12 protein-coding genes are annotated in these 14,740 nt (G+C 65.5%); 11 read left to right on the forward strand and 1 reads right to left on the reverse strand.

The features are described 5' to 3' along the window. Positions 1-2 precede the first annotated feature (2 nt). The 5 genes from ACEN2S_RS14650 (at position 3) to ACEN2S_RS14670 (ending at position 5,685) form a co-directional block, all read left to right on the forward strand. A complete protein-coding gene (locus ACEN2S_RS14650) occupies positions 3-647 on the forward strand; it encodes a DUF2291 family protein (protein WP_441867015.1) in 645 nt (214 codons plus the stop codon). Then, positions 644-2,188 (forward strand): sugar ABC transporter ATP-binding protein, encoded by a 1,545-nt coding sequence (locus ACEN2S_RS14655; RefSeq protein ID WP_441867018.1) that lies wholly within the window; start codon positions 644-646, stop codon positions 2,186-2,188. The genes ACEN2S_RS14650 and ACEN2S_RS14655 overlap by 4 nt, the downstream gene beginning before the upstream one ends. A gap of 2 nt (positions 2,189-2,190) precedes the next feature. Beyond that, a complete protein-coding gene (locus tag ACEN2S_RS14660) occupies positions 2,191-3,255 on the forward strand; it encodes an ABC transporter permease (RefSeq protein WP_441867021.1) in 1,065 nt (354 codons plus the stop codon). A 173-nt stretch (positions 3,256-3,428) separates the two neighbouring features. Further along, complete coding sequence (locus tag ACEN2S_RS14665; RefSeq protein WP_441867024.1) at positions 3,429-4,238, forward strand: DeoR/GlpR family DNA-binding transcription regulator; 810 nt, start codon at positions 3,429-3,431, stop codon at positions 4,236-4,238. A gap of 148 nt (positions 4,239-4,386) precedes the next feature. Further along, a complete protein-coding gene (locus ACEN2S_RS14670) occupies positions 4,387-5,685 on the forward strand; it encodes a PQQ-dependent sugar dehydrogenase (RefSeq protein WP_441867026.1) in 1,299 nt (432 codons plus the stop codon). Positions 5,686-5,694: 9 nt separating this feature from the next. Here the strand turns inward: ACEN2S_RS14670 and ACEN2S_RS14675 are convergent, their stop codons facing one another. Next, positions 5,695-6,624, reverse strand: coding sequence for a LysR family transcriptional regulator (locus ACEN2S_RS14675; protein WP_441867029.1), 930 nt, complete (start codon positions 6,622-6,624; stop codon positions 5,695-5,697). Between the two features lie 174 nt (positions 6,625-6,798). Between ACEN2S_RS14675 and ACEN2S_RS14680 the strand changes: the two genes are divergently transcribed. From ACEN2S_RS14680 to mhpA, 6 genes are all read left to right on the forward strand, one after another. Further along, on the forward strand, positions 6,799-8,451 hold the full coding sequence (locus ACEN2S_RS14680) for a GMC family oxidoreductase (protein ID WP_441867138.1): 1,653 nt from the start codon (positions 6,799-6,801) through the stop codon (positions 8,449-8,451). Between the two features lie 930 nt (positions 8,452-9,381). Continuing rightward, positions 9,382-9,822 carry a TRAP transporter small permease subunit gene (locus tag ACEN2S_RS14685; protein ID WP_441867032.1) on the forward strand — a complete coding sequence of 147 codons (441 nt, stop codon included), beginning with the start codon at positions 9,382-9,384 and terminating at the stop codon, positions 9,820-9,822. A 1-nt stretch (position 9,823) separates the two neighbouring features. After that, positions 9,824-11,125 (forward strand): TRAP transporter large permease, encoded by a 1,302-nt coding sequence (locus ACEN2S_RS14690; protein WP_441867034.1) that lies wholly within the window; start codon positions 9,824-9,826, stop codon positions 11,123-11,125. 26 nt (positions 11,126-11,151) lie between these two features. Continuing rightward, positions 11,152-12,156, forward strand: coding sequence for a TRAP transporter substrate-binding protein (locus tag ACEN2S_RS14695; protein ID WP_441867037.1), 1,005 nt, complete (start codon positions 11,152-11,154; stop codon positions 12,154-12,156). Positions 12,157-12,257: 101 nt separating this feature from the next. After that, positions 12,258-13,238, forward strand: coding sequence for a VOC family protein (locus ACEN2S_RS14700; protein WP_441867041.1), 981 nt, complete (start codon positions 12,258-12,260; stop codon positions 13,236-13,238). Between the two features lie 2 nt (positions 13,239-13,240). Next, entirely contained in the window at positions 13,241-14,737 is a 1,497-nt protein-coding gene (gene mhpA, locus ACEN2S_RS14705; RefSeq protein ID WP_441867044.1) for a bifunctional 3-(3-hydroxy-phenyl)propionate/3-hydroxycinnamic acid hydroxylase MhpA, read from the forward strand. Positions 14,738-14,740: the final 3 nt, after the last annotated feature.

The following is a 14,740-nucleotide window of genomic DNA, read 5'->3' on the forward strand; positions in this document are numbered from 1 at the left end:
TGATGACCCGAATTGCCCTGATGGCGCTCTGCGCCCTGATCCCCTTTGGCCTTTCTGGCTGCAAGATCGTCAAGGATACCCCCACCGATCAGACCGCGGTGGCGGCCGATGCCAGCGGCGACACCACCCGCATCGCGAACCTGCTGGACGAGACCTTTGCGCCGAAACTGCTGCCGCATCTGGCATCGGCCGCGGTCGATGTGCCGGTGCTGCGCGGCGCGGTGGCGGCGGGCCTTGATGCCGCCGGGGCGCAATATGGCAACCGCGGCGCGGGGGCGGGGTCGGCCTGGGCCTTTCCGCTGCGCGGTACCGGCAAGATCGTCGCCGCGAAACTCGACAGCCGCGCGCGCACGCTGGATCTCGACACGACGGGCGATGGCGCGGCGGATCTGACGGTGCAGCTCGGCCCGGTGTTCAAGGGCACCAGCCTGCGCGATGTGGCGCCTTTCTTCGTCTTCACCGATTTCCGCGATCAGATCGAATATGCCAAACTTGCGCGCGAGCTGAACGACAAAGTGGGCGGCCTTCTGGTGCTGCCCGAGGGTGATCCCACCGGCAAGACCCTGCGGTTTCTGGGCGCGCTCTCGCTGAAAACCGCCAATGATCCCTGGCTGGTGACCCCGGTCGAGATCGAGGTGCTGCCATGAACGCCCCCGCAGCCGCTGAGGCGCATCCCATCGGGCTGAGCATCCGGGGCGGGGTCAAGGTCTACCCCGGCACCCGCGCGCTGAAGGGCGTGGATTTCGATCTGCGCATGGGCGCGGTGAATGTGCTGGTGGGCGAGAATGGCGCCGGCAAATCCACCATGATGCGGGTGGTGGCGGGGGTCGAGCAACTCACCGAAGGCCAGGTGCTGATGGGCGGGCGCGAGGTGCGCTTTCGCGACAAGGGCGATGCAGTAGCACATGGCATCGGCATTGTGTTTCAAGAGCTTAACCTCTTTCCCAACATGTCGGTGGCCGAGAATATCTTTGTGGGCCATGAGCCGGTGCGGGCGGGTGTCGACATTGACCGCGGCCTGCAACGCAGCCGCACCCGCGCGTTGATGAAACGGCTGGAGCAGGATATTGATCCCGACACCACCTTGGGCCTGTTGCGCGTGGGCCAACAGCAGATTGTCGAGATTGCCAAGGCGCTCTCGCAAGACGCCAGGATCCTGATCCTCGATGAGCCGACATCGGCACTGTCGGCGGCGGAGGTCGATATTCTCTTCCGGGTGATTGACGAGTTGAAGGCGCAGGGCGTCGGCATCGTCTATATCAGCCACCGTCTGGAAGAGCTGATCCGCGTGGGCGACTACATCACCGTGCTGCGGGACGGCGAAATCACCGGCGCGCGCCCGATGGCGGGGGTGGATATTCCCTGGATCGTGCGGGCGATGATCGGCGAAAATTCAAAGGATTACGGCCGCAAAACCGCGCCGGATCTGGGGCCGGAGGTGTTTCGCGCCGAAGAAATCTGCCTGCCGAAACTGGGTGGCGGCTACCGGGTGGACCATGTGTCGCTGCGCCTGCAGGCGGGCGAAATTCTGGGCATTTACGGGCTGATGGGCGCGGGGCGCACCGAGTTTCTGGAATGCATCATGGCGCAGCACCCCGCCGCGACGGGGCGGTTCTTTGTCGAGGGCCAGGCGCTGACCGAACGCGATGTGGCGGGCCGGATCGCGCGCGGGATCGCGCTGGTGCCCGAGGACCGCAAGCGGGATGGCCTCGTGCAGATCATGGCGATCCGCGAGAACATCACCCTCTCGGCGCTGCAGCGTTTCGCGCGGCTCTTTCATCTCGATCTGGGGGCCGAGGCGGCGCGGGCGCGGGATTTCATCAAGGATCTGACCATCAAGGTGGCCAGCCCGGAAAATCCGGTCTCCTCGCTCTCGGGTGGCAATCAGCAAAAGGTGGTGATCGGCAAGGCGCTGATGACCGATCCCAAAATCTTGCTGCTCGACGAGCCGTCGCGCGGCATTGATATCGGCGCCAAGGCCGAGGTGTTCCGCCTGATGCGGCGTCTCGCGGCCGAGGGGCTGGGCATTATTTTCGTCACCTCCGATCTTGAAGAGGTGCTGCAGCTGTCCGACCGGATTTTGGTGATGGCCGACGGTCAGGTCAGCGGTGAATTTCCTTCTGGTGCCGAAGCGTCTGACGTGATCGCCGCCGCCACCCCGAATGCCCGCAAGGACAGGATGTCATGAGCATGAGCACGACCCAAACCACCGCTCCGGCGGGTTCCGCGCAGACCAATTGGCTGCTGCTGCTCTTGCGGCTGCGCACCTTTGTGGCGCTGATCCTTGTGCTGGTGTTTTTTTCGCTCGCGGCGCCGAATTTCCTGAGCATGGGCAATGCGGTGATCGTGTCGAAGCACGTGGCGCTGAATGCGTTTCTGGCCATCGGCATGACCTTTGTCATCATCACCGGCGGCATTGACCTTTCCGTTGGCTCCATCGTCGGGCTCTGCGCGATGGTGGCGGGTTGGCTGGTGCTTTACGGCATCAATCCGGGGCTCGGCTGGTCGGTGCAGTTCAACACGTTTGAAATCGCGCTGATCGTGATGGGGGTCGGGATCTTTGTGGGTCTGATCAACGGCTTGCTGATCACCCGGCTGAATGTGGCACCCTTTATCGCCACCCTCGGCACGCTCTATGTCGCCCGTGGCGCGGCGCTTTTGTCCTCTGAGGGGCGGACTTTTCCCAACCTCGGCGGCTCGGCCGAATACGGCTCGGCCAGCTTTCCGCTGATCGGCACCGGCAGCTTTCTGGGGGTGCCGCTGCCGATCCTGATACTGGTCGGCGTGGCCCTCGCGGCATCCTACATCGCCTATCGGACACCGCTGGGTCGCCATATCTATGCGGTGGGCGGCAATGAGCGCGGCGCGGCGCTGTCGGGGGTAAAGGTCAACCGGGTCAAGCTTTTCGTTTACATGTTCTCGGGCTTTTGCGCCGCCCTCGTCGGGCTGATCATCGCCTCGCAATTGCAGGCCGCGCATCCGGCGACCGGCGAGACCTTTGAGCTGAACGCTATCGCGGCGGCGGTGCTGGGGGGCACCTCGATGTCGGGCGGGCGCGGGCGTGTCGGCGGCACGATCATCGGTGCTTTCGTCATCGGCATCCTCTCGGACGGGCTGGTGATGATGGGGGTTTCCAGCTTTTGGCAAACGGTGATCAAAGGCGTGGTGATCATTGCCGCCGTGGTGATTGATCAGGCGCAAAGCCGGTTGCAGGCGCGCGTCGCGCTGGCGCAGGAGGCGGCGGCGGGCAAGTGACCGCGCCCGTCCCGCGGCGCAGGCTGCATCCTTTGCGCGGTGCCGCAGACATAAAGACGGTTTGCCAACCGGCTATGGCGCGCTTAAATGCTCCACGCGCGGGTCGCCCTGCGCGCGCCGCCCCCTTGACCCCCGCGCTGCGCGCCCCTCGCGCGGCGAGTTTGGAGTAGCCATTGCAGATCAAGCCGCCTGCCACGCGTGACGATACCCTTGTGGGCCTGCTGTCCGAACCCCGGCGGCGGCGCATTCTGGAATGGATCGAAGAGGAAGGCTCGGCGCGGGTGCGCGAACTGGCGGCGGCCTTTCAGGTCTCGGAGGCGACGATCCGGCAGGATCTGGATGCGCTGGAGAAAGAGGGGCTGATCACCCGCGAACATGGCGGTGCATTCCTGAACGCGCAGCCCGCGCAGGGCGGGCAGCTGGTGCTGCACCATCAGGAAAACATGGACAAAAAGCGCAAGATCGGCGCGCTGGCGGCCACGCTCGTCAAGGATGGCGACACGATCATTCTGGATGCGGGCACCACAACCACCGAAGTCGCCACCCGGCTGGTCACCCGCCGCAATCTGACGGTGATCACCAATGCGCTGAACATTGCGGTTATTCTGGGCACGGTGCCGGGCTTTGCAGTGCACATGCCGGGCGGCCAGTTCAAGGCGCCGACCCTTTCGCTTTCGGGCGATAATGCGGTGGAGTATTTCGGCAATATCTTTGCCAACAAGCTGTTTCTGGCAACGGCCGGGGTGGGGCTTGATTCCGGGCTGACCTATCCGAGTTTCGCCGATCTGCAACTGAAAGAGGCGATGATCCGCGCCGCCTCCCGGGTCTATCTGGTGGCCGACAGCACCAAGATCAACCGTGCCTCCTTCACCCGGTTGGGGGCGCTGGAGGTGATCCATTCCTTCATCACCGATGACGGGATCTCGGATGCCGAGGCCAAGGAATTTGAGCGCCGCGGGATTGAGCTGCTGATCGCCCGCTGAGGCATCGGGGCACCGGCGGTGCGTCTGGTCCGGCACTGGGCAGCGGCGGGCGCTGACGCCACGCCATGGGACCAGATCCGCCTTTTCGCACGAAACAATGCTGGCCTTTTGGGGCAGCCATGCCAGATTGCAGGGCAGGAGGCACATCATGGACACAAAACCCCTGCGCGCCGGATTGTTCCTGTTGGTTTTGCTGGGATGCGGCAGCCCCTCCGTCGCGCCAACCATCGTCAGTGTCGGGCCTGACCCCGCCTTGCCCGCGCCGCAGACGCGCCTTCTGCCCACGCTGAACATTGCCCCCGCAACCGGCTGGCCGGAGGGTACCGCGCCGACGCCTGCGCCGGGGTTGGCGGTCAAGGCCTTCGCCACGGGTCTTGATCATCCGCGCTGGCTGGCCGTGCTGCCCAATGGCGATGTGCTGGTGGCCGAAAGCAACAAGCAAAAGCTGCCGGTGCAAGGGCTGCGCGGCTGGATCGAGCGGCAGGTGATGCGCCGCGCCGGGGCCGAGGTGGATAGTCCCGACCGCATCACCCTTTTGCGCGACACAGACGGGGATGGGGTGGCCGAGATGCAATCCGTGCTGTTGCAAGGGCTTACCTCTCCCTTCGGCATGGCGCTGGTGGGGGATGCGCTCTATGTCGCCAACACCGATGCGCTGATGCGGTTTCCCTATCGGCCGGGTGCGACGCAGATCACGGCGCCGGGCCGGAAAATTGTTGATCTGCCTGCCAATGCAACCAACCGTCACTGGACCAAGGGGCTGATCGCCGGGCCGGATGGCAAACTCTATGTCTCCGTCGGCTCGAACAGCGACCATGGTGACAATGGGATGGCGGCTGAGGAGAACCGCGCCGCGATCTGGGAGGTCGATCCGGCGACAGGCGCGGCGGGCATCTATGCCTCGGGTTTGCGCAATCCGGTGGGCATGGGGTTTGAGCCGACGACCGGCGCGCTCTGGACGGTGGTCAATGAACGCGATGAGCTGGGCAATGATCTGGTGCCGGACTATCTGACATCGGTGCAAAAGGACGGCTTTTACGGCTGGCCCTATGTTTATTACGGCGACAGGCCGGACCCGCGTGTGCCGCAAACCGCGCCGGATCTCGTCGTGCGGGCGCTGCCGCCCGATTACGCGCTCGGCGCGCATGTGGCGCCGCTGGGGCTGGCTTTTGCCGCAGGGGCGCAGCTCGGGCCGCGCTATGAAGAAGGGGCCTTTGTGGGCGAACACGGCTCGTGGAACCGGCGCCCGGCCAGCGGCTATGCCGTTGTTTTCGTGCCCTTCGAGGCGGGAAAGCCCAAGGGCACGCCGCAGGAGGTTCTGGGTGGATTTCGCACGCCCGGGGGTGAGGCGCGCGGGCGTCCGGCGGGGGTGGCCATCGCCGCAGATGGCGCGCTGCTGGTGGCGGATGATGTCGGCAACACGGTCTGGCGGGTGGCGCGCCCCTGAGGGCCGCGCCTAGGCCCCCGCGCTCCAGATCCGTTCCAGCGTTTCACGCGCCAGTGCCAGCGCGGGCTCTGTCTGTCGGCTCTGCAACATCACGAAATTCAGCGAGGTTTGCAGGCGCAGATCCTCGGCCACGCCCAGCCCGTGGTTGTGCCGTTCCTGCAGTGCCACCGCCTCGCGGCAGAGGCTCAGCCCCAGACCAGAGCGCACCATCGCCAGCATCGACGCCTCCTGATCGACCCGCGCCACCACATTCTGCCGCACCCCGAGGCCCTGAAACAGCGGCGTCAGCAGGCGGTTGTGCACCGATTGCGGTGGCGTGCCGATCCAGGGCAGGGCGGCGACCTCGGCCCAGCCCTTGCCGCTCAGCAGCCCCGCCATCTGCGGCGGCGCGATGACGCGGTAGGTCAGCGGCGTCAGGCGGAGGGCCTGGAAGGCGCTGTCTTGCGCCTCGCCCGGGCGGGCCGGGTCCATCTGACGGAGGTCGCCGAGATAAAAGCCCGCATCCAGCTCATCGCGGATCAACGCCTCGGGGATCTCGCCGCTGACGCCGTGGCGCAGCTCTGTCTCCAGCTGCGCGCCGCTTTCCAACAGGCCCCGCAACAGCGCACCGAGCCGGGTGAACTCGGGGTCGATGATCGTGCCGATCCGCAGCCGGCCCGTCACCTGATGCTGCAGCTGCCGCGCGGTCTGGCGCAGATCGACAAAGGAGGCGAGCACCTGTTCGGCCTTGGCCGCCAACAGCGCCCCCTGCGGCGTCAGCGTCATCCCTGAGGCGTTGCGCTGAAAGAGCTGCACGCCCAGATCCTCGGCCAGACGTTTGAGTTGCAGGCTGACCGCAGGCTGGGTCAGATGCAGGGCCGCCGCCGCACGGGTGACATTCCCCTCGCGCGCGACGGTGAGAAAGGATCGTAAAAGGCGGGGGTCATTCCAGCTGCTCATATAAATATCATTTATAATGCCTCGCGTCTCTTGTCATTGGATTTTCACTGCGGCGGCAGATTAGAACCAAAGCAGCGTCCGAAAGGGCGGGGGATGCCGATTATTGGCGCCCCGGGGTTATAATGATACCTGCGCAGCAATGCCTGCGGCGGGGCCGGAGCGGGAGGGATGGCGATGACGGGTGACGAGAGTTTTGACTATATCGTGGTGGGCGCGGGCTCGGCGGGATGCCTTCTGGCCAACCGTCTCAGCCGCAATCCGGCGCATCGCGTGCTGCTGATCGAAGCGGGGCGCAAGGACAATTACCCCTGGATCCACGTCCCGGTCGGCTATCTTTACTGCATCGGCAATCCGCGCACCGACTGGCTGTTTGAGACCGAGGCCGAGGCCGGGCTGAACGGCCGCCGTCTGCGCTATCCGCGCGGCAAGGCGCTGGGAGGCTGCTCGTCGATCAATGGCATGATCTACATGCGCGGGCAGGCGCGCGACTATGACGGTTGGGCCGCGCTGACCGGCGATCCGGCCTGGAACTGGGAAAACAGCCTGCCGGATTTCAAGGCGCATGAGGACCATTATCGTCTGGATGCGGGCATGCCGAAGGATGCCGATTTTGCGGCGCTGCACGGGCATGGCGGCGAATGGCGGGTCGAAAAGCAGCGGTTGAAATGGGATGTTCTGGAGGCCTTTGCCGCCGCCGCCACGCAAAACGGCGTGCCGCCAAGCCGCGATTTCAACACCGGCTGCAACGAGGGTGTTGGCTATTTTGATGTGAATCAGCGGTCGGGCTGGCGCTGGAACACTTCCAAGGCGTTCTTGCGGCCGATCCGCCACCGCCGCAATCTGACGGTCTGGACCGAGAGCCATGTCAAACGCCTCCAGCTGGCGCGGGATGCGGCGGGCGCCTTGCGCTGCACCGGGGTGGAGGTGCAGCAGGGCGGCGTCATCCGCCGTCCGGTGGCGCGGCGCGAAGTGGTGCTGTCGGCGGGGGCCATCGGTTCGCCGCAGATCCTGCAGCTTTCGGGCATCGGCCCGGCGGCGCTCATGCAGCGGCACGGGATCACGGTGGAGCAGGACCTGCCGGGGGTGGGCGAAAACCTGCAGGACCATTTGCAGATCCGGGCGGTTTTCAAGGTGAAAGGGGCCAAGACGCTGAACACTTTGGCCAATTCGGTTCTGGGGCGCGCCCGGATCGGGCTGGAATATGTTCTCACCCGGTCGGGTCCGATGAGCATGGCGCCCTCGCAGCTGGGGGCCTTTACCCGCTCTGACCCGTCGCAACCGCATCCCAATCTGGAATATCACGTGCAGCCGCTCAGCCTTGATGCCTTTGGCGAGCCGTTGCACCGGGTGCCCGCCTTTACCGCCAGTGTGTGCAACCTCAACCCCACCAGCCGGGGCCGGGTGCAGATCCGCTCCGCCGAAAGCCGGGACGCGCCCGCCATTGCGCCGCATTATCTGAGCACCGAGGCCGACCGTCAGATCGCCGCGGACAGCATCCGGCAGGTGCGCGCGATCGTGGCACAGCCCGCGCTTGCCCATTATCAGCCCGAGGAATGGAAGCCGGGCGTCGCCTATCAAAGCGATGCGGAGCTGGCCCGCTTGGCGGGCGATATTGCGAGCACGATCTTTCACCCGGTCGGCACCACCAAGATGGGGGCGCAGGATGATCCATTGGCGGTGGTCGACAGCCGCCTGCGTCTGCGCGGGGTGGCCGGGCTGCGGGTGGTGGATGCCGGGGTGATGCCGACCATCACCAGCGGCAACACCAATGCGCCGACGCTGATGATTGCGGAAAAAGCCGCAGGGTTCATTCTGTCCGAGACCTGAGCCATGATTGCGCTGGCCCGGATCTGAGGTTGATCGCGGTACCCGCCCGTCGCATCACCCGCCCGCCGCTCTATCGCTCCGTCGCATCGTAGCTCCGGTGCCCGGGGCAAAGCCGCGTGGCATCACGATGATTGTGGGGCGGGCTCCGCGCGCCCTCCGCGCATGCCAAACCTGCGCGATGTGCGGCCAGCCCGCATCGTGCTGGTCTTTGGCGCAACGATCTGCTTGTGGCCGTGCTGAGCGCTCGGGGAGAAACCGAAGTCCCTCCGCCCGCGCTCAGCGCCGCCATTCTGCCCGCCCACGCGGGTCATCGCGCGCCGTGTTGCAGGCAAGCTGTTGTTTTCCTTGTGGAGGACATGCAGTGCGGTGCCGATGGGGTGAGCAACGCGCCGCCATATCGCGCGGGCACTTGTCGGGGATATTGCCTCCCTCGGGCGCAGCTGACGCGGGAATGCGCGGCTGCGGTGTGTCCGGGCTTTCTGCCGTTTGAAATGCCGCCGAACTGCGCGTTGCGACGGTGCAGTCCGCTTTGCTGCCAGCGAATTAAACGCCGGGCCGGAGCCTGGTCTGGCGGCTGCGGAAGAGCGGTTTCTCGTGGCGTGCGGCGTGCCAAACCTGCTGTCGATGGCGCATGACAGGGTCGTCATGGCGCAGATGCCGTCTCCTGTCGCCGACGGGTGCCCGGCTGTACGGTGGGGCCGGGGGTCGACGCTTGGTGTCCGGCAGGCGGAAAGTTGGCGCGGATGGGCTGCGCCGCCCCCGTCCCTGCCGTTAGACAGAGTTCAGGAACACGCCGCGCCGATGTGGAGGTCGGGCCGCGGTGACGGTTGAACTGATGACGACTTTCCCGGCCGGGGCGGGGGATGTCTGCGCTTGGGGAGGGCGCCGCCGATGTCTCGCAGATCGAGCCCAATCATATCCGTTGCCTTGTTGAGTGCTGCGTCCGGCTGCTTTTTGTTCGGCGCGGCTGTCACCGTCTGCGATGTGCTGCTGCGCGGCCTCGCGGGGCGCAACGTCCCTGCGGCGATCGAAACCACCTCCTTTGCCATCGGGCTGGGGGCGCTTTTGTCCATGCCGGTCTGCTACGCCCTGCGGAGCCATGTCACGGCAAAACTGCTGTCCGAACTGATGCCCAACCGTTTTGGCCGCCCGTTGGGGCGGCTGGGCGCTGTGGCCTCGGTGGTCTTTGCCGCGATGATGCTGGGGATCGTCGGGCAGAACACCCTGTCGAAGATCAACTCACCGGAAACCTCGCGCGATCTGGGGCTGCCGATGCCGATGCTGCTTGGGGTGATCTCTGCCACGCTGCTGGCGGCGCTGATCGCGGCTTTGGTGGGCCTCTGGCTCGAATATCGCAAGGCGGGGGCATAAGATGGATGGATTGCTGTTGGGCGGCACCGGCTTTGCCGTGGCCATCGTGATGATCTTTCTGGAAGTGCCGGTCGCCGTGGCGCTGGGGCTGGTGGGTGTGCTTGGCACCGGGCTGATCATCGGCACCGGCGGCGCGATGGCGGTGGGGGCGACCACGGTCTGGGACAGCATCACCAATTACACCCTGACGATGCTGCCCCTCTTCGTGCTGATGGGCAATCTGGCGGCGCAAAGCGGCCTGTCAGCGCGGCTTTATCAATCCATGGCGGTACTGATCGGGCACCGGCGCGGCGGGCTGGCGCTGGCCACCATCGGCGCATCGGCGGGCTTTGGGATGATCTCGGGCTCTTCGCTCGCCACCACCGCAACCATGGGACGCATCGCCCTGCCCGAGATGCAGGCGGCGGGCTATTCCCGCGCCCTTTCGGCGGGATCGGTCGCGGCGGGGGGCACCTTGGGCATTCTGATCCCGCCCTCAACCGTGCTGGTGATCTATGCTTTCATCGCCGAGCAGTCCATTCGCGAGCTGCTGCTGGCCACCGCCGGGCCGATCGTGCTGGCCGTCACGCTTTATTGTCTGGCGATCTGGGTGCCGCTTTGGGCCGGATGGTCGAAGGCACCCGAGCGGGCGCGGGCTATGGGGGCCGAGCGGATCGCGGCGATCCGGGAGCTTGTGCCGCCATTGGGCATTTTCGGGCTGATCATGGGCGGGCTCTATTCCGGGCTGTTCACCGCGAATGAAACCGCGGCGATCGGGGCGACGGTGGTGCTCTTGTACGGCATCCTCGCCCGCCGCCTGTCCTGGGAGGGTTTCTTCGACGCGGCAATGGACACGGCGCTGACCTGTGGCGCGCTTTATCTGGTGCTGATCGGCGCCAATCTCTTCAACTTCTTCCTCGCCCTCTCGGGGCTGCCGTTTTCGCTGACCGGCCTTTTCGCGGGCCTCCTCGATCAGCCCTTGCTGGTGATCTTGCTGATGCTGGGCATCTATCTGGTTCTCGGCACCTTGATGGACTCGCTGGCAATGCTGCTGCTGACCGTGCCGCTCTTCGTGCCAATCGCGCAATCGGCGGGGATCGACCTCGTCTGGTTCGGGATCTTCGCGGTGATGGTGGTCGAGATGGGGCTGATCACGCCGCCGGTGGGGATGAACCTCTTCGTGCTGAAAACCACCAATCCCGAGATCGCGATGGTCGAGCTGTGGCGGGGTGTCATGCCCTTCGTGCTGGCCGATCTGATCCGCGTCGGGCTGATCATCGCGCTGCCCGCCATCGTCACCTGGCTGCCGCATCACGCATTCTGAATTCACGCTGAAATGGGAGGACTACCATGTTGAAGTCACTGTTGAAGTCGGCCGCACTGGCGCTCGTGTTCACAGCCGCCGCCACAGCCGCGGGGGCGCGGGAGATGCGGGTGTCATCCTTTGAGCCGCAGCAGGGTTTTTACTCGGCCAAGGTGCTGCAGGTCTGGATTGATCAGGTCAACGCCAAGCTGTCGGATGCGGCGCGCTTCCGCCTTTATCCGGCGTCGATCCTCGGCGCGCCCCCGGCCCAGGCCGAACTGGTGAAGGCGGGCGTGGCCGATGTTGCGCTGGTGGTGCCGACCTATACGCCGGGCCTTTTCCCGATGACGGGGGTGGTGGAGGTGCCGGGGCTGGTGGAGACGTCGGTGCAGGGCGCGCATCTGCTGAACACGCTGGCCGAAGAAGGGGCATTGGCCGGTGAATATGCCGATTACAAGGTCATCGCGCTTTTCACCACGCCGGGCTACCGGTTCCTGATGTCAGGGGATGGCGCGCGGGTGCCCGCGGATCTGGCGGGCAAGAAGCTGCGCACCCCCTCGCAGTTCGGCTCGGTCCTGTTTGAGCTGCTGGGTGCCTCGGGTGTGTCAATCCCGGCACCGCAAGTCTATGAAAACCTGGAGCGGGGGGTGGTGTCCGGGGCGGTCTGGGTGATGGACGCCTATCGCACCTTCCGCCTGAACGAGGTGGCGCCTGTGGTCACCGATCTGCGTTTCACCGCCTCACCGATGGCTATTTTGATGAACCGCGCCGCCTATGACAGCCTGTCTGAGGCCGACCGCGCGGTGATTGATGCGGCCGCGGGCGCGGGCGCGGCCGATTGGATCGCGCAAGTGGTCGATGCTGCCGATGCCGAGATCGAGGCGCAGTTTCGGGCGGACCCCAAAGTAACCTTTATCGATCCCGACAGCGCCGAATTGCAGCTCTGGACCGATGCTTTGGCCGATGCACCGGCGAAATGGGTGGCGATGCAGGCCGATCCGGCGGCGGCCGGACGCCTGCTCGACCGCGCCCATGAGATCGCGAAGCCCTGACGCGCGCCGGCGCGCCTGCGGGCGCGCAAACACCCCGCCCCCTCCGGCACCGCGATGGGTGTCAGGACGGGGCCCACCGAATTCAACCGACGGAGGTAACCATGGCAATCATTGCACTGGGCTATCTTGGCGTGCGGTCCGACAGGCTGGATGACTGGTCGGATTTCGCGGGCAAGTTGCTGGGAATGCAGAAAATAGACCGCGGCGGTAAAGCGCTTGCCTTTCGCATGGACGATCAGGCGCAGCGGTTTCTGGTGTCGGATGAGCCGGGTGAAACCCTTGCCTTTCTCGGCTTTGAAGTGGCGGAACGGGGGGATCTCGCGCAATACGCCGCCCGCCTCGATGCGGCGGGGGTGCGGGTGCAGATCGGCAGTGCCGCGCTGGCGGACCGGCGCTTTGTCGGCGATCTGATCTGGTTCGAGGATCCGATGGGCAACCGGGTGGAACTGTTCCACGCCCCGATGATCGCCACCGATCCCTTTGTGCCGGGCCGCCCGATTGATGGCTTTGTCACCGGGCCGCTCGGGATGGGCCATGCGGTGCTGCATGTGCGCGACATCGACGTGATGATGCCCTTTTACCGCGATCTGCTGGATTTCCGGGTGTCGGATTATGGCCTCACCCCCTATGGCCTGTACTTCTTCCACCTGAACGACCGGCACCATTCCTTTGCGATGGTCGGCTCGGGGCAGGAGGGGTTCCATCATTTCATGGTGGAATATCAAAACCTTGATGATGTGGGGCAGGGGCTTGACCTCGCGCAGCTCGGCGAGGGGCAACTGGCCTATACCCTCGGGCGTCACACCAATGACTACATGACCAGCTTTTACGCCCACAGCCCCTCCGGGTTCTTTGTCGAGAATGGCTGGGGGGGGCGGCTGATCGATCCCGATCAATGGGAGCCGCATGAAACCCATGACGGGCCGAGCTTTTGGGGCCACGAGCGGCTCTATCTGACCGAAGAGGGCGGGCGCAAACGCCTGCGCGACATGCGCCTTCAGGCGGCGGCCCGGGGGCGGCGGGCACCACCGGTGGCGGAATGCCCCTGGCTGTTCGGTGAACTTGCGAAACAACGGGGATGATCATGGAAGAATTCGATGTCGCCATCGTCGGTTACGGCCCGGCGGGCGCCACGCTTGCGCATCTGTTGGCGCAATGCGGGCTGAAAACCCTGGTGCTGGAGCGGGAAACCGCGGCCTATCACCTGCCGCGCGCGGTGCATTTTGATGCAGAGGTGATGCGGGTGTTCCAATGGATCGGCATTGCGGAGGCGATGGAGCCGCAGACCGCGCGGCATCCGGGGATGCGCTTTGTCGACGGCGCGGGCAAGCTGCTGCTGGATTGGCCCCGGCCGCAGGGTGTGGGGCCGCAGGGCTGGCGGGCGAACTACCGTTTTCACCAGCCTGATCTGGAAAAGCTGTTGCGCGACACGTTGCAGGCGCGGCCCGAGGTGACGGTGCGCACCCGCTGTGACGTCTTCTTTGTTGAGGATCAGGGCGCGCAGGTTGAGCTGCGCTATGAAGACATGAGCTGTGGCCAGATCCGCCGGATTGCCGCGAAATATGTCGTGGGCTGTGACGGCGCCCGCTCGCTGATCCGCCGCTACATTGATACCGGCATGGAGGATTACGGCTTTCATGAACGCTGGCTGGTGGTCGATGTCATCCTGAACAAGGACAAACCCGAACTCGGCGATCACTCGATCCAATATTGCGTGCCCGAACGGCCGATGACCTATGTGCGCGGCCCGGGCCTGCGGCGGCGCTGGGAAATCACCCTGCGCCCCGATGAGGACAGTGCCGGGATCGCCCGGCCCGAACGGGTGTGGGAGCTGCTCTCTGACTGGCTTTCGCCCGGGGAAGCGGCGCTGGAGCGCACGGCGGTCTATGTCTTTCACTCGCTGGTGGCCCATGACTGGCGCCGGGGGCGCCTGATCCTCGCGGGCGATGCCTGTCACCAGACGCCGCCTTTCATGGGACAGGGCATGTGCGCGGGCATCCGCGATGTGGCCAATCTCTATTGGAAACTGGCGCTGATCTGTCAGGGCAAGGTCACCGATGCCGCCGCCGAGGCGCTGCTGGACAGCTATGAGAGCGAGCGTAAACCGAATGCCCGTGAATATATCCAGACGGCGGTGCGTCTGGGCGGGCTGATCAATACCTGCGGCACTGAAACCGCCCTGCGTGCGGCGCTGCCCGGCCGTGACGGCACTGCGCGCATGCAATCCATCGCGCCGCCGCTGGGGCCGGGGCTGGGGCAGGGCGCGGGCGCAGGGCGTCTTTTCGGGCAGCCACGCCTTGCCGATGGCACCTTGATGGATGCGGCTTTTCCCCATCAATGGGTGGTGGTGGCCGAGGCCGCACTGGCCGCGGCGGTGGTCCTGCCGGACGGGGTCGCCCTGCTGACCCCCGCCACCGCACCCGATGCGGCAGAGCATCTTGCCAGTCTTGCGACCCGCGCGGTGGTGCTGCGTCCCGACCGGCATACCTTCGGGGCTGCCGACACCCCCGAAGAGCTGCAGGCGCTTGTGGCGCTGATCCTTCCCAACCCAATTCCCCTTTCTGAACCGGAGATGGTCTGACCC

The sequence above is a fragment of the Phaeovulum sp. W22_SRMD_FR3 genome (genome assembly GCF_052113705.1).
Lineage (GTDB): Bacteria > Pseudomonadota > Alphaproteobacteria > Rhodobacterales > Rhodobacteraceae > JBGQOG01.